Source organism: Micromonospora sp. WMMC250, from assembly GCF_027460215.1.
In the GTDB taxonomy this organism is placed as follows: Bacteria; Actinomycetota; Actinomycetes; order Mycobacteriales; family Micromonosporaceae; genus Micromonospora; species Micromonospora taraxaci.
The window spans coordinates 5,105,793-5,126,755 of sequence record NZ_JAPZBJ010000002.1; the positions used below are offsets into that span (position 1 = coordinate 5,105,793).

Below are 20,963 nucleotides of genomic sequence, written 5' to 3' on the forward strand. Positions count from 1 at the left end.
GTTCAGCTCGGGTCAATCCGGACGTCAACTTCCGTGGACTCGGTCGATCGTCGCCACTCGATGAGCCGAACGGCGGTCAGGCCGTCAGCCGCTGGGTCCTCCGCCCCGGTCAGCCGCCGTCGTTGTTCTTCGGCGGGTTGGCCTTGACCCAGTCCGCCATGGTGTCGGCCGACATGGCCCGGTACATGGCGAGCGCCTTCTCCCGGTCCGAAACCACCACCGACTCGCCGTTGATCGTGTCGCTGCCCGAGTTCGGGCTGGTCACGAAGGTGAGATTCTCACCGCGCAGGTTGCGGAACTGCAGCGCCATGTCTGTAACCGAGAAACCCTGGTCCACGGTTACGGCCTTGGTCACCGACTGGAGGAAATCGTTGAGCTTCTTCGGGTTCGCCAGCGTGCCGCTGCTCGCCGCCTTGTCCATCAGCGCCCGCAGGAACTCCTGCTGGTGCCGCATCCGGGCGAAGTCCCCGTCCGGGAACTGCTTACGCTGCCGGATCCAGTCCAGCGCCTCCGCGCCGTCCATGTGGTTCGTGCCCTTGGTGAACGTCCGGTAGGGCTTGTGGATCGAGGTGACGGTCCGCTCCACCTTCAGGTCCACCCCGCCGAGAGCGTCGGTGACCTCCTTGAACCCGCCGAAGTCGATCGCCATCACGTGGTCGATCCGAACGTCGCTGAAGCACTCCACGGTGCGTACCGCCAGCGGGAGACCGCCGAACGCGAACGCCGCGTTGATCTTCGCGCGCTGACCGGAGTCGCAGGCCGCGCCCGCGCTCTCCGGGATCGGCACGTAGAGGTCGCGCGGGATGGAGACCAGGTAGGCCTCCTGGTGGTCGGCCGGAATGTGCATCACGATGATCGTGTCGGCGCGCCACTGGCTCTTCGTGTCGACCGGGGCGTCCGGATCCCGTGAGTCGCTGCCGACCAGCAGGATGTTCAGCGCGCCGTCGACGGCCTTGACCGGGCGGCCACCGGTGATCTCCGCGAACGGGTCGGTGCGGGCCAGGTCGCCGTTGAGATTGCGGGCGTAGAGCCAGGCGCCCACGCCGCCGAGCAACGCCAGCACCAGCACCGCGACCCCCGCCACGAGGGCGATCCGGCCCCAGCGCGGGCGTGGGCCGCGTCGGCCCGACCCACCGGCGCCACCTGGGCCGCCGGGGCCTCTCGGCCCCGCCGGGCCGCCCGGCCTGGGCCCCTCCTCGTCGTACGACGGGTAGAAGCGTGCCTCGGTGGGACGGGCGCGCCCGGAGGCGCCCCGATCAGGGCCGGGCACCGACGCGCGCCCGGCGCTGCGGTGCAGGGACGGATACGGGACGCCGGCAGACGAAGTCGCGGACATGTAACTCAGGGTACGTAGCGGGAGCCACCACCGCCTTCAGGCGACACTCAGCGGCAGTCGGTGCGCAACGAACCGGCTACCCTAGCCGCGCCCGGAAGTACTCGATCGTGCGTCGCAGGCCGTCTTCGGGCGTGACTGTCGGCTCGTATCCCAGCAGTTCGCGGGCGAGCGTGAGATCGGGGCGGCGCATCTCCGGATCGTCCGAGCTGCGCGTGACGTAGATCACCTCGGAGCTGCTGCCGGAGAGCGACACGATCAACTCGGCGAGTTGCCGCATGGACAACTCGTGCTCGGTGCCGCAGTTGACCGGACCCGTCTCGGTCGAGTCGAGCAGCAGCAGGATGCCGCGAACCAGGTCCTCGACGAAGCAGATCGAGCGGGTCTGGTTGCCGGTGCCGTGCACGGTGATCGGCTCACCGCGCAGCGCCTGCGAGACGAAGGTGGGGATGGCGCGGCCGTCGTCCGGACGCATCCGGGGGCCGTACGTGTTGAAGATCCGGACGATCGCCGCGTCGAGCCCGCGGTAGCGGTGGTACGCCATCGTCGCGGCCTCGGAGAAGCGCTTCGCCTCGTCGTAGACGCTGCGGACCCCGATCGGGTTGACGTTGCCCCAGTAGGTCTCCCGCTGCGGGTGCTCCTTCGGGTCCCCGTACGCCTCGGAGGTCGAGGCCATCAGGAACCGGGCGCCGTCGGCGACAGCGCGCTCCAGCAGGTGCAGGGTGCCCACCGAGCCGACCCGGAGGATCTCCACCGGCAGCTGGGCGAAGTCGGTGGGGCTGGCCGGCGAGGCCATGTGCAGGATCGCGTCGAAACGCTCGGCCATCGCCGGGTGGTGCGTCGGCAGGCCGTCGGAGAGATCCGCCTCGACGAGCGTGAAGGTGGGCCGGTCCAGCAGGTGGGCCACGTTGTCCTTCGAGCCGGTCACGAAGTTGTCCAGCGCCACCACAGTGCAACCGCGGGCGATCAGGACGTCCACCAGGTGCGACGGGACGAAGCCGGCTCCACCGGTGACGAGGACGCGGTGACCGGACCCGAAGCGCTCAACAACCTTCATACCGCTCAGCCTACCGACCACGGATACGGCGACGGGCTCCCGCCGACGCCAGGCGTCAGCGGGAGCCCGTCCAGAGCGTCAGTGGGCGCCCGAGCCGGTGAGGGCGCGCACCTCCAGCTCCGCGTACTTGTCCTCGTCGTGCTCCTTGGAGATGACGGTGCCGATCCACCCGCACAGGAAACCGAACGGGATGGAGAGGATGCCCGGGTTGGACAGCGGGAACCACTGCCAGTCGTGGTCCGGGAACATCGAGGTCGCGGCGCCGGAGACCACTGGCGAGAAGAACACCAGCAGTACGGCCGAGAGCAGGCCGCCGTAGATCGCCCACACCGCGCCGGAGGTGTTGAACCGCCGCCAGAACAGGCTGTAGAGGATCGCCGGCAGGTTGCCCGAGGCGGCGACCGCGAAGGCGAGTGCCACCAGAAACGCCACGTTGAGGTTCTGCGCGTAGATCGACAAGGCGATCGACACCGCGCCGATGACCAGGGCGGAGATCCGGGCGACGCGCACCTCCTGCCGCTCCGACGCCTCACCTCTCTTCAACACGTTGGCGTAGAAGTCGTGCGCAAGGCTGGACGACGAGGCCAGCGTCAACCCGGCGACCACCGCGAGGATGGTGGCGAAGGCGACCGCCGCGATGATCGCCAGCAGGGCCGCCCCGCCCAGGTCACCGCCGAAGAAGCTGATGCCCAACGCTTCGGCCAACTGCGGCGCGGCGGTGTTGCCGGCCTTGTCCTGTGCGGTGATCGCCTGACTGCCGACCAACGCCGCCGCACCGAAGCCGAGGGCCAGGGTGAGCAGGTAGAAGGTGCCGATGATGCCGATCGCCCAGAGCACGCTCTTGCGGGCCGCCTTGGCGGTGGGCACCGTGTAGAAGCGGATCAGGATGTGCGGCAGACCGGCGGTGCCGAGCACCAGGGCGATGCCCAGGGACAGCAGGTCCACCTTGTTGTAGAACGTCTGTGTCGAGTTACCGGCGACCTCGACGCCATACCGCAGCCCGGGTTCGAGGAACGCGCTGCCCTTGCCGGATGCCGCGGCCGCCTGGCCGAGCAGCTCCGACAGGTTGAAGTTGAACTTCGCCAGCACCAGGATGGTCATCAGGAGCGCGCCGCCCATGAGCAGGAACGCCTTGACGATCTGCACGTAGGTGGTGCCCTTCATACCGCCCACGGTGACGTAGATGATCATCAGGGTGCCGACCATGATGATGGTGGCCACCTTCGCGGTGTCCGCGTCCATGCCGAGGAAGGTCGTCCCCGGCCGGATGCCGAGCAGCAGCGCGACCAGCGCGCCGGCGCCCACCATCTGCGCCAGCAGGTAGAAGATCGACACCGTGATGGTGGAGACCGCCGCCGCCGTACGCACCGGACGCTGACGCATCCGGAAGGCCAGCACGTCCGCCATCGTGTACCGGCCCGAGTTACGCAGCAGCTCGGCGACCAGCAGCAGGGCCACCAGCCAGGCGACCAGGAAGCCGATCGAGTAGAGGAAGCCGTCGTAGCCGTAGAGGGCGATGATGCCGGCGATACCGAGGAACGAGGCGGCCGACATGTAGTCGCCGCCGATCGCCATGCCGTTCTGGAAGCCGGAGAAGGACCGGCCGCCCGCGTAGAAGTCGGTAGCCGTCTTGGTCTGCCGGCTGGCCCAGATCGTGATGGCCAGGGTCACCGCCACGAAGACCAGGAAGAGCGTGATGGTCAGGTTGCGGGCGGTGTGGTTGCCCGCCTCCGCCGCCAGGAACGACTCAACCGCGTGGACCGTGCTCATGGGTCACCTCCCCGATCTCGGCGCGGATCCGGTCCGCGATGGGGTCGATCTTCCGGTCCGCGTACCGGGAGTAGAGCCAGGCGATCAGGAACGTGGAGACGAACTGGAGCAGGCCGAAGACCAGCGCGACGTTGATGTTGCTGCCGAACAGCTTCGTGCCCATGAAGTCCCGGGCGTACGCGGAGAGAATGACGTAGAGCGCATACCACAGGAAGAAAGCGACGGTCATCGGGAAGACGAAGCCGCGCAGCGCACGCCGCAGCCCGGCGAACTCGCCCGACCGTTGTACGGTCAGGTACTTGTCCGACTGGGAAGCGGCCGAAGCGGGTGTGTCCGTGGACATCTGTGGATCACCACCTTCACAGGCGTCAGAGGAGTTTCGCGCACGGTAAAGAGCGCGCTCCCCGACGGGGAAGGCCGAGATCGACGCCGGTCGTCGACTGCGCCGAGCGGTTGCCTGGCTGCGCCGAGTGACCCAGGTCACTCCGGTGACCGGTCGGCCGGACGGCCCGCCCGTTCAGCCCGGTAGCTCGTGGTACCGACCGCGGTAGTGCAGCAGCGGAGACGCCTCCCCGGTCAGGTCGACAGCCTCGATGGTGGCCTCCACCAGCAGACCCCAGCCGTACTCCCGGGCGGTGTCCAGCCGACACCCGGCCCACCCGCCGGCATCCGCAGGGACCGGCCCGTACGGTGTCTCGATCCAGGTGCCGGCGGCGAAGAGTCCACCAGGAGCGGGAAACAGACCGGCGAACCGGTCGGCTAGCTGCCGGTGCGGTGGACCGAGCGGCGTGACCGCGAACCGGCCCGCCTCCTCCGCCGCCGCCCAGAAGTCGGACTCCGGGTCGATCAGCCCGACCAGTCGATCCGGCTCCCCCTCGGCGACCAGCGTGGACGACACCGTCAGCCCGGCCGGACCGGGAGCCGTCCAGAGGGTCACCGGTGCGGCGAGCCGGCCGCGCAGCCGGCGTACCGGTGACCGTTGCCCGGTCGGCACCGCGAACGGATCGGTGTGGTGGATCTCGGCACCCGGCTCATGATTCACGTGAAACATTGTGACCCCGCCGGCCCGCCCCGTGGACCCGGCCGGCGAAGCTCCGGACCAGGTCGGCCACCTCGTCCGCCCGCGTGTCGAGGACGAAGTGCCCGCCGTCCAGCAGGTGCACCTCCGCCCCCGGGACGTCGGAGCGGTACGCGGCCGGTTCGGTGCTCTCGAACGAGGTGTCGTGTCGGCCCCAGACGACCAGCAGTGGCGGCTGCGCCCGACGGAGCCAGTCCTGCCAGACCGGGTACGAGGCGACGTTGGTCCGGTAGTCGTACATCAGGTCCAGTTGGCGCTCGATCACCCCCGGCCGGTTGAGGAAGGCGTGCTCGTCGACCCACAGGTCGGGGTCGTACCGCTCGGGGTGCGGATCGTCGCCGACGTGCCGGGTGCGAGTCGCCGCCAGCGAGAGGATGTTCTCCCGGACGGCCGCCTCGTGCCCGGCGCGGTCCTGCCAGTACGCCCGCCGGGTCGCCCAGAGCGGCCCCAGGCCCGTGTCGTGGGCCACCGCGTTCTGCACGACGAGGCCGCGCAGCCGCCCCGGATCGGCGCGGGCCATCCGGAACCCCACCGGCCCGCCGTAGTCCTGCACGTAGAGCAGGTAGTCCTCGGCACCCACGGCGTCGGCGAAACCAGCCATCGTGTCGGCGATCCGGTCGAACGTGTACGGGAAGCTCTCCGGAGCCGGGGCGTCGCTGTGCCCGAAGCCCGGGTAGTCCGGTGCGATCAGCCGGAACTGGTCGGCGAGCCGGTCGAGCAGCGGCTCGAACATCCGCGACGAGGACGGGAACCCGTGCAGGAGCAGCAGCACCGGCGCTTCCGGCGCGCCCGCCTCCCGGTAGAAGACGGAGAGCCCGTCGACGACGACGCTGCGATAGCGCGTGTGCGAACCCATGCCGACCGTCCCCTCGTCGCGCCTGCTCGCACCATAACGAGGGCCGGGCGCGCCCGACCGGCATTCGACCGGACGGGACGCGCCACTGCTCAGCGGCGCGGCGTGATCGTGGCCAGCAACTCGGGCAGCCGACGGTCCAACACGTCGCCGGCCAGGTACGCGCCCAGCAGCGCCGCGCCCGACCCGTACGCCGCGCCGACCGGCAGGGCCAGCCAAAGCCAGGCGTCCCCGAGCAGCGCGGCGGCCACCACCATCGGCACCGCCGCGACCGCCGACACGAGCATGGTCAGCAGGGTGAGCAGCCCCTTCGTGAGGCCCGCACCGCTGTTCATCGCGAACGGGTTGCTCGTCTCCGGCAGCGAGTACGCCCCGAGCACCGAGACGAAACTGTTCACCGCCAGCCCCGCGCCGTAGGTGGCGACCAGGCTGCCGAAGGTGAGCCCGATCCAACCCGGTCGACTGAGCAGCACCGACAGCACCACCGACACGAACGCCAGCATCGGCAGTACGTACAGCGAGAAGGCGGTCATCCGCGCCCGCAGCTCCACCCGGCCGGGCACCCCGGCCACCACGTTCGCGGCGTACGCGCTGCCGTCGAAGCCGAACTGGTTGGCCAGGGTGGCGGCGGCGAGCACACCCACGAGAACCATGGAGATGGTGACCACGACCGGTGAGGTGTCGCTGGCAGCCGCAGTCAACCCCTCGCCCTCCATGGCCGCGAAGTCCCCGCCCGTGACGTTGATGAACACGGGCACGAAGATCCCGACCACCGCGATCGTGATCAGGTTGGCCCGGCGGCGCGCGTCCCGCCACCAGTACCGGGCCTCCCGGGCGACCAGCGCGCCGAAGCGGTCCCGGCGGGCCCAGCCGGTGGCACGGGGGAACAGTTGGGCGACGGCGCCACCGGCCACGCCGCGCCGCGCGGGGGCCTTACCGGCGCTCGCCGCGCCCACCATGGCCGACTCGAGCGACCGGGACCACCAGAACAGCAGGGCGCCGAGCGCCACCACCGTGATCAGCAGTTTCACCGGTGCCGCCCACACCCGTCCCTGGGCCACGTCGATGCCGGCCGTCCACGGTGCGCCGAGCGGCGTCCAGCCGATCACGGTCGCCGCGCCGGTCAGCCGGGTCCAGTCCGTCTCCCGTAGCGCGGCGAGACCGAAGATCTGCAACGGGCCGAGAAGTGCGGCGACCACCGCCAGCAGCACGGCCGCCAGGTCCCGGACCCGCCGGGACCGCAGCATGGTGGCGAAGGCGCTGGTCACCGCCCGGCTGGCGGCCACACAGAGCAGCAGCCCCGCGACCACACCGACCACGGCCACCAACCCCGCCGACCAGCCGCCCAGCGACCAGGAGGTGAGCACCAGCCCGAACGTCGCGATCAGCACCGCCAACACCGGAACGCTGATCAGAGCCGCCGCGAACAGACCGGTCACCAACGTGCGACGCGACAACGGCAGCAGCGCGAACCGGGCCGGGTCCAGTGTTTCGTCCACACCGAAGAAGACCAGTGGTAGAAGCAGCCAGCCGAGCACCAGCAGGCCCCCGCCCGCCGCACCGACTAGCACCGCGTACTGGCCGTCGCCGGTCAGGCCGGGTAGGGCGAAGAGGAAGAAACCACTGACGGCGAACCAGAGCCCGAGCAGCGCGCCACCGATGAACAGTGCGATCCGCCAGCCCTGACCCCGGAAGCTGTTGCCCATCACCCGCAGCTTCAGCAGTACGAAGTGTCGAGCGAAGACCGTGCGTACGGGCGCGGTGGGCCCGGCGTCCGTGCTCACTGCGACAGCCACGACAGCTCCTCGCCCGTCGCAGTGCGCCCGCCGACCACCTCGACGAACACCTGCTCCAGCGAGCGGTCACCACGGACCTCGCCAATCGTCCCGACCCGCTTGATGGTGCCGCCGGCGAGGATCGCCACGTGTGAGCAAAGCCGCTCGACGACCTCCATCACGTGACTGGAGAAGACCACAGTGCCTCCGCCGGCCGCGTACCTGCTGAGAATGTCGCGGATCAGCGCGGCGGACACCGGGTCGACCGCCTCGAACGGCTCGTCCAGCACCAGCACCCGCGGGCCGTGCAGCAACGCGCAGGCCAGGCCGATCTTCTTCTTCATACCCGCCGAGTAGTCCACCACCAGCGTGCGACCGGCGTCGCCGAGCGCCAGCACGTCCAGCAGCTCCGCGGCCCGCTGGTCGACCACCGCCGGGTCCATCCCCCGCAACAACCCGTTGTACGCGAGCAGCTCCGCCCCGGTCAGCCGGTCGAACAGGCGTACCCCGTCGGGCATCACGCCCAACAGCTGCTTCGCGGCGACCGGGTCCTGCCAGACGTCCTGCCCGAGCACCCGGGCCGAGCCGGCGTCCGGTCGCAACAGCCCGACCGCCATCGACAGGGTGGTGGTCTTGCCGGCACCGTTCGGGCCGAGCAGCCCGTAGAAGGAACCGGCGGGGACGTCCAGGTCGACGCCGGCCACCGCGATCGTGCCGTCGAACCGTTTGGCCAGGCCACGCAGTGCGAGCGCGGGGTGCTCAACAATCATGCGTCGACGCTATCCGGCGACGGCCAGTTCCGCGTCCGGCGGCGGGCGGATCGGGATCATCCTGAAGTCGTAGATCCCCGATCCGCCCTCGACGGCGGTTGATCCACTCCACATCGCCGATGTCGGGGTGTCAGAGCCTCGGCATGCCGCCACATCGTCGACGTGGAGTGGATCTGGCGGCCGGCGCGCAGGTCACTGCATGCGGAGGGCTTCGGGGGTGTGCAGGCGGAGCATGGTGGCCGCGACGTCGGCCGGTGCCCGCCGACGGGTCGCCATCGACACCGCGACCATCACCGTGAACGCCAGCGGCACCGTCCAGGCGGCCGGCTGCGTGGTGAGCGTGGCCGGCCAGCCGGACAACGGCGGACCGAGCACGGTGACCAGCACCGCCCCGATCGCCGCCCCGCCGCCGACCAGCACCCCGGCGGCGGCGCCCAGGTCGGTCAGGCCACGCCACCAGATGCCGAGCACCAGCAGCGGGCAGAAACTCGACGCGGCCACCGCGAAGGCCAACCCGACCACCTGCGACACGTCCATCCCGGAGACATGCAACGCCAACATCGTCGGCACCGCTCCGGCGATTACCGTGGCCAGCCGGAAACCGCGTACCGAGCCTCGGCCGAGCACATCCGTCGAGATCACCCCGGCGACGCTGGTCAGCAACCCCGACGAGGTGGAGAGGAACGCCGCGAACGCGCCCGCCGAGACCAGCGCGGCGAGCAGCCGGCCAACCGTCCCGTCACCGAGGGTCGCGCCGGGCAGCAAGACCACCACCGCGTCGGTCTGCCCGCTGACCAGCAACTGCGGTGTGTAGATCCGGCCGAGCACCCCGTACAGGGTGGGGAGCAGGTAGAAGGCGCCGACCAGGGCCAGCACGACCAGTGTCGTCCGACGTGCCGCCGCACCGTCCGGGTTCGTGTAAAAGCGGACCAGCACGTGCGGCAGGCCCATGGTGCCCAGAAACGTGGCGAGGATCAGCGAGTACGTGGCGAAGAGCCCTCGGTCGTCGTCCCCCGCGGCGCTGGGCAGCAGCCAGTCGTTCGCCTCGGTGGCCACCCCGGACACCTCCGGCACCGGATCGCCGGCCGCGAAGGTCAGCTCGTCGCCGGGGCGTACCTCCCGGATGTCGCCGTCGGGCAGGGTGACTGTCGCGCGGTGCTCGACCACGACGGTGGTCGCGGCCCGGAACGTCGGCCCGTCGGGCGGAGTCACCGCGGGGCGGCCGTCGGCCTGCCACTGCAGGGCCAGGAAGATCACGGGTACGGCGAGCGCGGTCAGCTTGAGCCAGTACTGGAACGCCTGCACGAAGGTGATCGCCCGCATGCCGCCCAGCGCCACGTTCGCGGTGACGACGGCGGACACGAGCAGGGCACCAAGTGGGTACGGGGAGCCGGCCACCGTGGCCAGCGTGAGCCCGGCCCCCTGGAGCTGCGGCACCAGGTACAGCCAGCCGATGAAGATCACGAACGCGGTGGCCAGGATCCGTAGCCGACGTGATCCCAGCCGTAGCTCGCAGAAGTCGGGCAGGGTGAACGCGCCGGACCGGCGAAGCGGTGCCGCCACGAAGAGCAGCAGGGCCAGGTACCCGGCGGCGAATCCGACCGGATACCAGAGCACGTCCACGCCGTACTTGAGGACCAACCCGGCGATGCCGAGGAAACTCGCCGCCGACAGGTACTCCCCGCCGATCGCGGCGGCGTTCCACGTCGGGCTGATCGCCCGCGACGCGACCAGGAAGTCGGACGTGGTCCGGGCCAACCGGAGCCCGTAGAAGCCGATGCCGACGGTGACCAGGGTGACCGCCACGATGGCCGGCACCACGAAATCGTTGCCCACCTCAGTGCTCCGGCCGTTGCACCAGGTCGGTGAAGTCCTGCTCGTTGCGTTCGGCCAGCCGCACGTACGCCCAGCCCACCCCGATCAGGAACGGGAACGAGGCCACACCGAGCAGCAGCCACGGCAGGTTGACACCGGCGACGGTGGTCCGGCCGAGCGAGGGCGCGATGGCGAACAACCACGGCAACCCGCCCAACCCGATGACCACCACCAGTGAGAGCCGCAGCGCCAACGCGAGTTGGGCCCGGACCAAGCCGCGGACCAGCGCCTCACCGACCTGGGTCTGCTGGGCCAACTCGGCGCGGGTCCGCTCGGCGCGGGTGTCCTGCCTGGTGATCTCGGCCAGCACGATCCGGGCCCGCCGGGGCGGTGGTACCGCACCGCCCGACCCCACGTCAGGGATTTGCTCGGCCACCCCGGCAGTCTCGCCCGCCGTGCGCGATTGTCAAGCGCTGACGCTCACCACGATCCGATGCCGGGGCAGTCCACAGGCGTGGTCACCGGAACCGAGGCGAGTTCGCGTCGCGCCCGTTCCCGGCCGAGGTTCGTCTCCCAGACCCCGTCCCGGGGCAACTCGGCGGCGATCTGCCCCAGCGCGCACACGCGTACCGGCTCGGGCAACCGGACCAGTGCCGGTACGGCGTCCGCCGACAGCCCGGACAGGTAGCCGACGTCCAGCCGGCCGGTCTCCAGGTACCTGTCGACGTTTCGCTCGGCGATCAACCGGTCCGGGTTGACCAGGGCCAGGCCGAGCAGTGCCAGCACCGCCGTGCCGATCACCAACCGGGGCAGCCAATCCGCCCGCAAGCGCACCACAGCCACTCCGACCAGTACGAAGAGCAGCCCGAGCCACAGCTCGATGGTCGCCACGACGAGCCGTAGCCGGGTAGCGCCGTACACGTCGGCGTAGACCTGCATCCGGTAGAGCGCCGAGGCGACGATCACCAGGCTGAGCCCGGTGAGCGCACCCAGCAGTACGCGCACCAGCAGGCGGTCCGCCCGGGTCGCCTTCGGTGCTCGCCGGGCGGCGACGGCGATCACCAGGAGGGTGAGCGCGGTGACGGCGAGCAGTTGCCAGAACCCGCCGCGGGCGTACTCGGCGTAGGTGAGTCCGGCCGTACGCAACACGTGCCCGGCGCCGCCGAACAGCACTGTCAGCTGGACCAGCACGAAGACGCTGAACAGGGCGACGAGCATCCCCAGCGGAAGGGTCCACTCCAGTCGGTGCGCCGTGCGGGGTTGTTTCGGGCGTAGGCCCTCCAGGTCGGGCGGGCGGCTCACCAGGAAGGCGCCCCCGAGCAGGCCTCCGCCGATCAGCAGCAGCCGCACCATCCAGTCGACCACACCTACCGACGAGACGTCGGGCAGCAGGCCGGTGACCAGGTCGGCGAAGACAGCGTCGGCGGAGGAGAAGAGCAGACCGAACAGCATCAGCAGGCCGGCCGAGAGCGCCAGGCTGGTCAGGATGCGCCCGACCGGAGCATCCGAGGTGCGCGACCGCCTGCCCTGCAGCCCGCGTACGGCCCAGGGGAGCGCCCGTACCGTCGCGGCCGGGGGCAGGGTCGCGGCGATCAGCATTCCGAGTGGGCTTCGCCCGCCGGTCAGCGCCAGCGTCCCGGTCACCACCGCCGCGAGCAGGCAGAGGGCGAAGAGCCAGCCGGCCGCTCGAACCGTGCCGACGGCGATCAACGCGAGCGTCGCGACAGCCCAGGCGACCTGTGCCGCCCGCCCCGGTGCCCCCGTGGCATCGGGACGGGCGGCGGTCGCCGCGGTCGACGGAGCCGGTTTGGCTGCCGACGTCGTCGCAGGGCTCTTCGGTGCCGGCGTGGCTGTCGTTGGACCTGTCGGTTGCGGTGTCGGGGCAGCCGCCGGAGGGCTCGTCGGGTCCGGTGTGGCGGTGACGGCGGCGACGCCGAGGGCGGCGACGCCGGCCAGTGCCGCCACCAGCCAGCCGAGGCCGGGACGAACGACGGTGAGCGCGGACGCGCCGACGACGGTCGCCGCCGTCAGCGCGGCCAGGACGAGCGGTCGGGCCGCACCCGACGGCCCCGGCCAACGCCGCTCGGTGAACGACGGCCGCCTCGGCAGGACCGGCGCGGGTGGCCATGGCTGAAGCTGACCGGCGGTCGGCGGCGCGGCTGGGCCAGGTCTCACGAGCGGAGGGACCTGCGCTCCGGTCGGTCCGGTGGCCGGAACGGGAACGCTGCCAGGGCTGGTCATGCGGCCTCTTTTCGGTGGGAGCCGTTGTCCGGGATGGTGACCTGGATGCGGCAACCGGGTCGGTCGCTCCGGTGCGGGCCGATGGGGTCGAGGACGGCGATGCGACCGCCGTGCAGCTCGACGACCCATCGCGCGATCGCCAGACCGAGACCTGTTCCGCCGCCGGCCGACCGGTCGCCACGCGTGAACCGTTCGAAGACCCGGGACCGCTCGGCCGGCGGGATGCCCTGGCCCTCGTCGCTCACCTCGACGCGGAGATGGTCGCCGTCCTCTTCGGCGGTGACCCGGACGACGCCGCCGGGCGGGCTGTGCCGCGCCGCGTTGTCGAGCAGGTTCGCGAAGACCTGGTGCAGCCGCCACGGGTCCGCGTGCACCGTCAGCGGCGACGGCAGGTCACGGAGTTCGAAACGTACGTCCAGGCCGGCTCCGGACGCGCTCGCGGTGGCGTGCTCCACCGCCTCGTCGAGGAAGTCCCCCACGTCGATCCGTACCCGCCGCAACGGCACCACGCCGGCGTCGAGGCGGGACAGGTCGAGCAGGTCGGCGACGAGGTGTCCGAGCCGTTCGGTCTGGGCCAACGCCGAGCGCAGCGCCGCCGGCTCGGGGTCGGCCACCCCGTCCACCATGTTCTCCAGCACGCCCTGCAACGCGGTGATCGGCGTCCGCAACTCGTGCGAGACGTTGGCGATCAACTCGCGGCGGCGCTGGTCCGCGGCGTGCAGGTCCTCGGCCATCTTGTTGAAGGCCTGGGCCAGCTCGCCGACCTCGTCCCGGGAGGTGGCGCGTACCCGTCGCGTGTAGTCGCCCCGGGCCATCGCGCCGGCTGCCGCCGTCATCTCGCGCAGCGGCGAGGTCATCCCGTGGGCGAGCACCTGCGAGGTGACAAGACCGATGCAGATGCTGGTGACCGCCGTGCCCGGCGGGAGCCAACCGATGCCGTACCAGAAGTAGCCGATGGCCACGGCCCAGGATGCGACGAGCAGCACGCCGAGCTTCATCTTGATCGAGCGAACCGGGTCCAGTGGCCGGGGTAACACCCGTTCCACCCAGTCGAACAAGTGGCCGGTCACGCGGGCACCTCCAGGGCGTAGCCCACACCGTGGACGGTCCGGATCAGGTCGGCGCCGAGTTTGCGGCGTAGCGCCTTGACATGGCTGTCCACAGTGCGGGTGCCACTCCCGTCGGCCCATCCCCAGACCTCGGCGAGCAGTCGCTCTCGCGGCAGCACCGTGCGGGGACGCCCGGCGAGGTGGACCAGCAGGTCGAACTCCGTCGGAGTGAGGTGCACGTCGGCACCTGCCCGGCGAACCCGCCGCTCGGCCTCGTTGATCTCGATATCGCCGAGCCGGATCGCGGGCGGCGTCGGGGTGGCGGCCCGATCCACCCGCCGCAGCAGGACGTGCACCCGGGCGGCCAACTCCCGCATCGAGAAGGGCTTGGTGAGGTAGTCGTCCGCACCGACCGCGAGCCCCACCAGCAGGTCGGTTTCGTCGTCGCGAGCGGTGAGCATCAGCACCGGCACCGGTCGGTCGGCCTGGATCCGGCGGCACACCTCCAGGCCGTCGAAACCGGGCAACATCACGTCGAGGACGACGAGGTCCGGCTGTCCGGCGCGGAACTGTGCGACGGCGCTGGGCCCGTCCCCGGCGATCTCCACCGAGAAACCCTCGGCCCTGAGTCGAGCCGCGATGGATTCGGCGATGGTCCGTTCGTCCTCGACCACCAGTACCCGACGTTGCGTCATGGGTCCTGACTGTAGGGAGCAGCCGTGGAGGTCGGTGGGTGGCGTTGTGAACAACCTGTGGAGAACGGCTCACGCCTGTGGATAACTCCGGGATGACCTCCGCTGGCGTGTGGCAACTCCCGAGACCCGTTGTGGACGACCTTCACCCGGAACCTTTTCCTCCGCCCAGGAGTGGGACAGATGAGAAAGGGGGTGACGATGTCCGACAGCGATGTGATCTCCGAGCTGTACGGCAGCTGCTTCCGGCGCCTGGTGGTCCAGCTCTATGCGATGACCGGAGACCTGAGCGAGGCGCAGGAGGCGGTTCAGGAGGCGTTCACCCGGGCCCTGGTGAAGCCTGGTCGGTTCACCGGCCTCGACAATCCGGAGGCGTGGCTGCGCCGGGTCGCGGTGAATGTTGCTCGCAGTCGCCATCGCCGACGCCGTGTGCTGAGCGGGCTGCTGCGTCGGATCGGCCCTCCGCCAGCGGTTGCCGACCATTCACCGGAGCACCTGGCGCTGCTGGCCGCCCTGCGCGGCCTTCCCGAGGGCCAGCGGCACGCACTGGCCCTGCACTACCTGGTCGACCTGCCGATCGACGAGGTGGCGGCGACCCTCGGCGTTTCGCCCGGCACGGTGAAGTCCCGGCTGTCCAGGGGTCGGCAGGCGCTCGCTGCGCTGCTGACCGACTCGGAGATCAGCGAGAGCACGAGCATCGGGAGGATCGATGTCCAATCATGAGTTCACTGGCTTCGACGTCGACACCGTCGCCGACGCGGTCCGCCAGCCCCCTCTGGACGACGTGCGGGCGGCAGCGCTGGCTCGCCGCCGACGGCGCGCCAGCGGAATGGCTTTTGTGCTGGTTGTCGCCCTAGCCGGCGCGGCGGTGTCGCCACTGTTCGGCAACACCGGTCAGGGTGGGTGGACCGGCCCGGATCAGCCGCCGATCAGGCCGGACCGTGGCGGCGAGTTCTTCCTGACCGGGCCGGAGTCGGCCGTCGTAGCGGGTGTGTGGGACGCCGACGAGGGTTGCTTCACGGTGCGATTCCGACAGACCGACGACGGCGGGCAGAGCTGGACCGATGATGAGACGACCCGTTATCGCACCACCAACCAGTGCGGATCGGACGAGGAGGGGAATCCGCTGAGCAACCCGGAGTTCTCGGTGCTCAGCCAGCGCTCCTACCTGGTCCGCGATGGCGACCAGCTCCTGCTCTCCACCGACTACGGCCGCACCTGGGGCGACGCCGAGCAGGTCATGGTGACGGTGCCGTCCTTTCCGGCGGAAGCACAGCCGGTCTTCTGCCAGTGGGGCCGGGGCTGTGGGGCGTTGCGTGAACCGTTGGCGGTCTCGTCGACGGGGGCGGTGTACCGGCTCGGAGGCAAGCAGCCGTCGCCCTACCCGCCAGCCAGCATCTATCCGAGTGTGGACGGCACTATCTGGGTGACCTACTGGCCGGGTGACATCGGCGTCATGGTGGTCGCGCGGAGCGTCGACCGGGGAGCCACCTGGAGCACCTGGCAGCCGCCAGTGGGAGCGAACGTGATCGCGGTGGCAGGGGTCAGCGCGCAGGAGGCGTACCTGTTGATCGCGCCGCCACCACCGCCCGGCGCCCAGCCCATGGAGGTCGAGGGCACGTCGCAGCTGTTGCGCACCACGGACGGCGGGCGAACCTGGGCGGACATGGGCACCGACCTACCCAACTCGTTGGAGACCCGGTTCCTCGTCGTCGGCTCGGACGGGGCCCTGCTGCTCGTCGAGGCGGGAAACATGCAGCCATCCGGCAACAGGTCCACTGTCATGATCGGCCTGGATGCCGGGCGACACTTCAAGAAGATGCGCGAGTACGAGCGACGCGACGGGAGCGTCGGTGCCGCTCCCGGACACGCCTGGCTCTACGGCCGGGACGACATGACGACTGGCGGTGCGGACCACGTGCAGCTGACCGCCGACGGCACATCCTGGACGCGCTTTCCACTTCCGGACTGAGCGCCGCCGGACGTGCGACGGGGCCGGTGAACTGCCGCCGGCCCCGTCTGCATGACGCCGAAAGTGACGGTCACTCCAGGCCGACGCGCTCCGGGCGGGCCGAGGCGGAGCCGAGCCAGGTGTGCGGGTTGCCGTACCAGCACCAGCCCAGCTTCGGTGCCCCCTGGCTGATCCAGAGCGCCGGTACCCGCTTGTCGCCACACCGGGAACCGACGAGTGAGAAGCACCTGTTGCTCGCCAACGCAGCCGGGTGCAGCGTGACGAACGCCAGCCCTTCGTCGATGGTGAGCGGCAGCCGACCCTGGGCGGTCATCCCCTCCATGGCGGTGGCCGGGGCCAGGTTGCGGAACTCCTCGCCCCGGTCCACGTCGAAGAGCAGGTAGGCGGGCCCGGCCGGCACCTCCAACTCCTTGATCGGGTCGAAGCGCGGCAGGTCGTCCTCGGCGTAGTTCCGGTCGACGACGCCGGGCTTGCGCTTTCCGGCCAGCGTGGTGAGCCCGAGCCGTTCCGGCACCCCGACCAGGTCCCGGGTGATCACCAGCAGAAACGGCACCCGGGCGTCGGTGGGGGCGGGCAGCCCGGCGGTGCCGTCGATCGCCCTGGCCCGAAGGGGCGCGACCAGGGCCCGGAAGGCGGTCTCGGACAGCCCGGCCAGGGCCGGGTAGCCCAGGTGCATCAGGTGGTCGACCTGACGATTGAACTCGGTCTCGGCGTCGAACGGGGTCTCGGTCACGGCGGCCTCCCGGAAGTCGTACGGACTAGCGTACAACGTACGGTAAGCGTGGTTCCATTCCCGGGTCAGCGATTCCAGTCCTGCTTCGCGGCCCTGACCAGCTTGTCCTTCAACTCCCGGGTGTGCCGTCGGCTCACCGGCAGCTCGGTCGAGTCGACCACCACGACATAGCCGGAGTTGACCAGACGCAACTCCGCGATCAACTTCAACTGCACCAGGTACGACCGGTGCACCCGGACGAAACCGGCGTCGGCCCAGCGCTCCGCCAACGTGGCCAGCGACACCCGCACCAGGTGAGACCCCTCCGCGGTGTGCAACCTCGCGTAGTCCCCCTGCGCCTCCACCCACCGCACCGCAGACCGGGGCAGCATCCGGGTGGTGCCGGCCAACTCGATGGGAATCGTCGGGTCCTCCTCCGCGCGGGCCAGGGCCGCCGGGTGCGACGGCACCACCCGCGAACCGATCACCCGGCGCAACGACTCGGCCAACCGGTCGGCGCGGACGGGTTTGCGGACATAGTCGGTGGCACCCAGGTCGAAGGCGTCCACCGCGCCGTCGTCGTACGCGGTGACGAACACGATCGCCGGCGGCCGGGCGAAACGGCGCAGCACCCGGGCCAACTCCATCCCGTCCAACCCGGGCATCCGGATGTCCAGGAAGACCACGTCAACGTCACCGTCGCGGAGCAACCGCAGCGCCTCGGTCGCGTCACCAGCGGTGAGCAGCCGGGCCACCCGGGGGTCGGCCCGAAGGTGGTACGCCAGCTCGTCGAGCGCGGGCGGCTCGTCGTCCACCGCCAGCACCCGGAGGAAACCCGACGCGTTCACCGCGGCCGTGCCGGTTCGCTCGCTCACGACCCTGCCCGTACACCCGGGTGGAACTTCGGCACCCGCATGCTCACCTTCGTGCCCGAGCCCAGCCCGGTCTCCACGACCAGGCCGAACCGGTCCCCGAAGACCGACCGGAGCCGCTCGTCGACGTTGGAGAGGCCGACGTGCTGACCCGTGTCGTCGCCTGGGTCGCCAGTGCTGCGGGCCAGCTCGGCGATGCCGGCGGTCAGTGTGGTCGGGTCCATTCCCACTCCGTCGTCCTCCACCGTGATGTGGCATTCGGCGCCCGCGTCCCGGGCCTCGATGCTCACCATGCCCGTGCCCGGCTTACGGGACAACCCGTGGCGGACCGCGTTCTCCACCAAGGGCTGGAGGCAGAGGAACGGCAGCGTCACCGGCAGCACCTCCGGGGCGATCTGCAACCGCACCTGCAACCGGTCGCCGAACCGGGCCCGCTCGATGGTCAGGTAACGGTCGATCGAGCGCAACTCCTCGGCAAGGGTGGTGAACTCGCCGTGCGCCCGGAAGGAGTACCTCGTGAACTCCGCGAACTCCAGGATCAGCTCCCGGGCCCGCTCCGGATCGGTGCGGACGAACGAGCCGATCGCGGTCAGCGCGTTGTAGATGAAGTGCGGGCTGATCTGCGCCCGCAACGCCCGGATCTCCGCGCGGGCCAGCCGCTCCCGGGACGAGTCCAGCTCGGCCAGGGCGAGCTGGTTACCGGCCCAGTGCGCCGTCTCCAGGGTGGCCTGCACCAGCCCCGGCGGTGGTGGACTGTCGGCGACGGCCACCAGCGCGCCGACCACCCGACCGTCGGCTCCCTGCAACGGCGCGACCACCGCCCCGCGGATCGGGCAGTCCACCCGGTCGCAGTGCAGCTCCTGCTCGCCGAGCACCGTCGAGCGGCCGGTGTCCACAGTCCGCTGGGCCGCCGCGAGCAACTGATCGCCGTGGTGCGTACCGCGCCCGTCGAGGGCCAGCAACCGGTCGGCGTCGGCGAGCGCCAGCCCGACAGCGCCCACCAGGGCACGCAGATGGCGTACGGCCTTCGCGGCGCCCGCCTCGCTCAGCCCCGCGCGCAGCGGCTCGGCCGCCAGGCCGGCGGTGTGCAGCACCTCGTAGGTGGCCCGCTGGGTGGCGGTGGCGATGCCCCGGCGGGCGCGCAGCCGCAGCACCGCCAACAGGGCCGCCGTCAGCGCGGTGACGAGCGACACGACGCCGACCACGGCGGAGAGGTTGGCACCCACGCAGCGATCCTTGCCCCTGCGAGCCGACCCGCCAAGCCCCTAGTACGCGCCCTTTCGAGCGAGCACCACGCCGACGGTGCGCCACAGGATGCTCAGGTCGTACGCCAACGACCAGTTGTCGACGTAGTAGAGGTCCAGGCGGACCGACTCGTCCCAGGACAGGTCGGAGCGGCCGGAGACCTGCCACAGGCCGGTCATGCCGGGGCGGACCAGCAGGCGGCGGCGTACGTCGCCCAGGAAGTCGCCGTCGTCGGCCGGCAACGGGCGGGGCCCGACCAGCGACATCTCACCCCAGAGCACGTTGATCAGCTGCGGCAGCTCGTCCAGCGACGACGCCCGCAGGAAGCCGCCGACCGGGAAGACCCGAGGATCCTGCTTCATCTTGAACAACATGCCGTCGGTCTCGTTGCGGTCGACGAGGCTGGCCAGCCGATCCTCGGCGTCGACGTACATGGTCCGGAACTTCCACACCCGGAACGTGCGTCCCTCGTGCCCCACCCGAGGTTGGCGGAAGAACACCGGCCCCCGGTCGGAAATCTTGATCGCGACGGCGATCACCACGAAGAGCGGGATCAGCAGCAGCAGACCGAGGCCGGCGGCGACCCGGTCCATCAGGTTCTTGGCCAGCAGCGCGGGACCGGAGAGGGTCGGCTCCTCGACGTGCAGCAGCGGCAGACCCTCGATCGGCCGGATGTGCACCCGGGGCCCGGCGATGTCGGTCAGCTGCGGCGCGACGACCAGGTCGACGCCGGAGCCCTCCAACTGCCAGGCCAGCCGGCGCAGCTCGCCCGGCTCGGCGCTGGCCGACCCGCAGACGGCGATGGTGTCCCCGCCGACCTCGCGGACCAGGGCCAGGACGTCGCGGCCGGCGTACACCGGAACCGGTGTCGGCATTCCCCGGGCCGCCGCGTAGCCGTCGGTGATGTGGATGGCGACGGGCACCAGCCCGGCGGCCGGGCTGCGGGTGACCGCCGCGTAGACCTCCAGGCACTCCGGCAGGGTGCCGACCAGCACCATCCGGTGGGCGGCCTGACCGGCCCGACGCCGGATGTAGTGCAGCGCCCAGCGGGCCACGAACCGGCCCCACAGGATCAACAGCAGGGCGCCGAGCAGGGCCGTGCCGACCGTCCACCGGGACAACGCGGTCTTGGTGGCGAAGGCGAGGAACGAGACACTCGCGGCCACCGTCACCGCAGCCCGGATCACCCGCTTGAACTCGTCCGGGCCGAGCCCCAGGTAGCGCCGGTCGTACGCCCGGTTGCTCCAGAGGATCACCACCCAGCCGAGCGGAAGCAGCAGGTAGGAGATCGTGTGGAACCAGGTCGGATCCTGGTTGGTGCCGGTGAACCCGGAGGCAGCCTGGTCGAACAGCTGGATCGCGATCCAGCTGGCGAACGCCGCCGCGCCGAAGTCGAGCAGCAGCAGGATTGCGATGTAGGGGCGGTGCCAACGAGAGACACGGCGTCGAGCCCTGGTCCATGCCGACCGAGGGACGCCGTTGTGTGACGGCGGCGTCGGCGGCTGGATCTCGAAGCTGTCGACGTGCCGCACGAGTCTGCTCCGGCCTTCGTTGGATACCGGGCGCTGGAGGCTTGCCGTCACCTCACCCATGTCCTCCCGCATGACACGGGCCGCTCACTCGGCGTGAGGGCCCGGGTCGCCCACCGTCCCAGTCTCCCACGCGGGCTCCGACCGGTCGCCGCCCCGAGGGAGATTGGCGACCGATGGTGCCGGCGGGATCTGGCCGG

At 70.8% G+C, this 20,963-nt stretch carries 18 protein-coding genes and 1 pseudogene; 2 read left to right on the plus strand and 17 right to left on the minus strand.

Annotated elements, in window-relative coordinates; all coding sequences use genetic code 11:
• Positions 1-109: 109 nt before the first annotated feature.
• The 13 genes and pseudogenes from O3438_RS23005 to O3438_RS23065 all read right to left on the minus strand — a co-directional run bounded on the left by O3438_RS23005 (position 110) and on the right by O3438_RS23065 (position 14,436).
• Positions 110-1,336: an LCP family protein gene (locus O3438_RS23005; RefSeq protein WP_269681854.1), complete on the minus strand. Its 1,227-nt coding sequence runs from the start codon at positions 1,334-1,336 to the stop codon at positions 110-112.
• 76 nt (positions 1,337-1,412) lie between these two features.
• Positions 1,413-2,390: an NAD-dependent epimerase/dehydratase family protein gene (locus tag O3438_RS23010; protein WP_269681855.1), complete on the minus strand. Its 978-nt coding sequence runs from the start codon at positions 2,388-2,390 to the stop codon at positions 1,413-1,415.
• A gap of 78 nt (positions 2,391-2,468) precedes the next feature.
• On the minus strand, positions 2,469-4,160 hold the full coding sequence (locus O3438_RS23015) for a solute symporter family protein (RefSeq protein ID WP_269681856.1): 1,692 nt from the start codon (positions 4,158-4,160) through the stop codon (positions 2,469-2,471).
• Complete coding sequence (locus O3438_RS23020) at positions 4,138-4,503, minus strand: DUF485 domain-containing protein (RefSeq protein ID WP_269681857.1); 366 nt, start codon at positions 4,501-4,503, stop codon at positions 4,138-4,140. The genes O3438_RS23015 and O3438_RS23020 overlap by 23 nt, the downstream gene beginning before the upstream one ends.
• A gap of 174 nt (positions 4,504-4,677) precedes the next feature.
• Positions 4,678-5,229, minus strand: a pseudogene (locus O3438_RS23025) (flavin reductase family protein); the annotation flags it as partial.
• Complete coding sequence (locus O3438_RS23030) at positions 5,192-6,094, minus strand: alpha/beta fold hydrolase (RefSeq protein WP_269681858.1); 903 nt, start codon at positions 6,092-6,094, stop codon at positions 5,192-5,194. The pseudogene O3438_RS23025 and the gene O3438_RS23030, both read right to left, overlap by 38 nt.
• Before the next feature lie 89 nt (positions 6,095-6,183).
• Entirely contained in the window at positions 6,184-7,887 is a 1,704-nt protein-coding gene (locus O3438_RS23035; RefSeq protein ID WP_269681859.1) for an ABC transporter permease, read from the minus strand.
• Positions 7,872-8,636, minus strand: a complete 765-nt coding sequence (locus O3438_RS23040; RefSeq protein WP_269681860.1) for an ABC transporter ATP-binding protein — start codon at positions 8,634-8,636, stop codon at positions 7,872-7,874. Before O3438_RS23040 ends, O3438_RS23035 begins: the two co-directional genes overlap by 16 nt.
• Positions 8,637-8,828: 192 nt before the next feature.
• Positions 8,829-10,472, minus strand: a complete 1,644-nt coding sequence (locus O3438_RS23045) for a sodium/solute symporter (RefSeq protein ID WP_269681861.1) — start codon at positions 10,470-10,472, stop codon at positions 8,829-8,831.
• Position 10,473: 1 nt separating this feature from the next.
• On the minus strand, positions 10,474-10,887 hold the full coding sequence (locus O3438_RS23050; protein WP_269681862.1) for a hypothetical protein: 414 nt from the start codon (positions 10,885-10,887) through the stop codon (positions 10,474-10,476).
• 44 nt (positions 10,888-10,931) lie between these two features.
• A complete protein-coding gene (locus tag O3438_RS23055; protein WP_269681863.1) occupies positions 10,932-12,626 on the minus strand; it encodes a DUF4153 domain-containing protein in 1,695 nt (564 codons plus the stop codon).
• A gap of 62 nt (positions 12,627-12,688) precedes the next feature.
• The gene (locus O3438_RS23060) at positions 12,689-13,762 is read right to left on the minus strand and encodes a sensor histidine kinase (protein WP_269681864.1); all 1,074 of its coding nucleotides are present in this window, start codon (positions 13,760-13,762) and stop codon (positions 12,689-12,691) included.
• The gene (locus tag O3438_RS23065) at positions 13,759-14,436 is read right to left on the minus strand and encodes a response regulator transcription factor (protein ID WP_269681865.1); all 678 of its coding nucleotides are present in this window, start codon (positions 14,434-14,436) and stop codon (positions 13,759-13,761) included. The genes O3438_RS23060 and O3438_RS23065 overlap by 4 nt, the downstream gene beginning before the upstream one ends.
• Before the next feature lie 198 nt (positions 14,437-14,634).
• On the opposite strand from O3438_RS23065, the gene O3438_RS23070 reads away from it, so the two are divergent.
• Positions 14,635-15,156 carry an RNA polymerase sigma factor gene (locus O3438_RS23070; protein ID WP_269681866.1) on the plus strand — a complete coding sequence of 174 codons (522 nt, stop codon included), beginning with the start codon at positions 14,635-14,637 and terminating at the stop codon, positions 15,154-15,156.
• On the plus strand, positions 15,143-16,405 hold the full coding sequence (locus tag O3438_RS23075; protein ID WP_269681867.1) for a WD40/YVTN/BNR-like repeat-containing protein: 1,263 nt from the start codon (positions 15,143-15,145) through the stop codon (positions 16,403-16,405). Before O3438_RS23070 ends, O3438_RS23075 begins: the two co-directional genes overlap by 14 nt.
• 70 nt (positions 16,406-16,475) lie before the next feature.
• On the opposite strand, the gene O3438_RS23080 is transcribed toward O3438_RS23075, so the two are convergent.
• From O3438_RS23080 to O3438_RS23095, 4 genes are all read right to left on the minus strand, one after another.
• Complete coding sequence (locus O3438_RS23080; RefSeq protein WP_269681868.1) at positions 16,476-17,138, minus strand: DUF5701 family protein; 663 nt, start codon at positions 17,136-17,138, stop codon at positions 16,476-16,478.
• A 65-nt stretch (positions 17,139-17,203) separates the two neighbouring features.
• Complete coding sequence (locus O3438_RS23085) at positions 17,204-17,965, minus strand: LytR/AlgR family response regulator transcription factor (protein ID WP_269683727.1); 762 nt, start codon at positions 17,963-17,965, stop codon at positions 17,204-17,206.
• Between the two features lie 23 nt (positions 17,966-17,988).
• Positions 17,989-19,215, minus strand: a complete 1,227-nt coding sequence (locus O3438_RS23090; RefSeq protein WP_269681869.1) for a sensor histidine kinase — start codon at positions 19,213-19,215, stop codon at positions 17,989-17,991.
• Between the two features lie 39 nt (positions 19,216-19,254).
• A complete protein-coding gene (locus tag O3438_RS23095) occupies positions 19,255-20,826 on the minus strand; it encodes a sugar transferase (RefSeq protein ID WP_269683728.1) in 1,572 nt (523 codons plus the stop codon).
• Between the last annotated feature and the right edge of the window lie 137 nt (positions 20,827-20,963).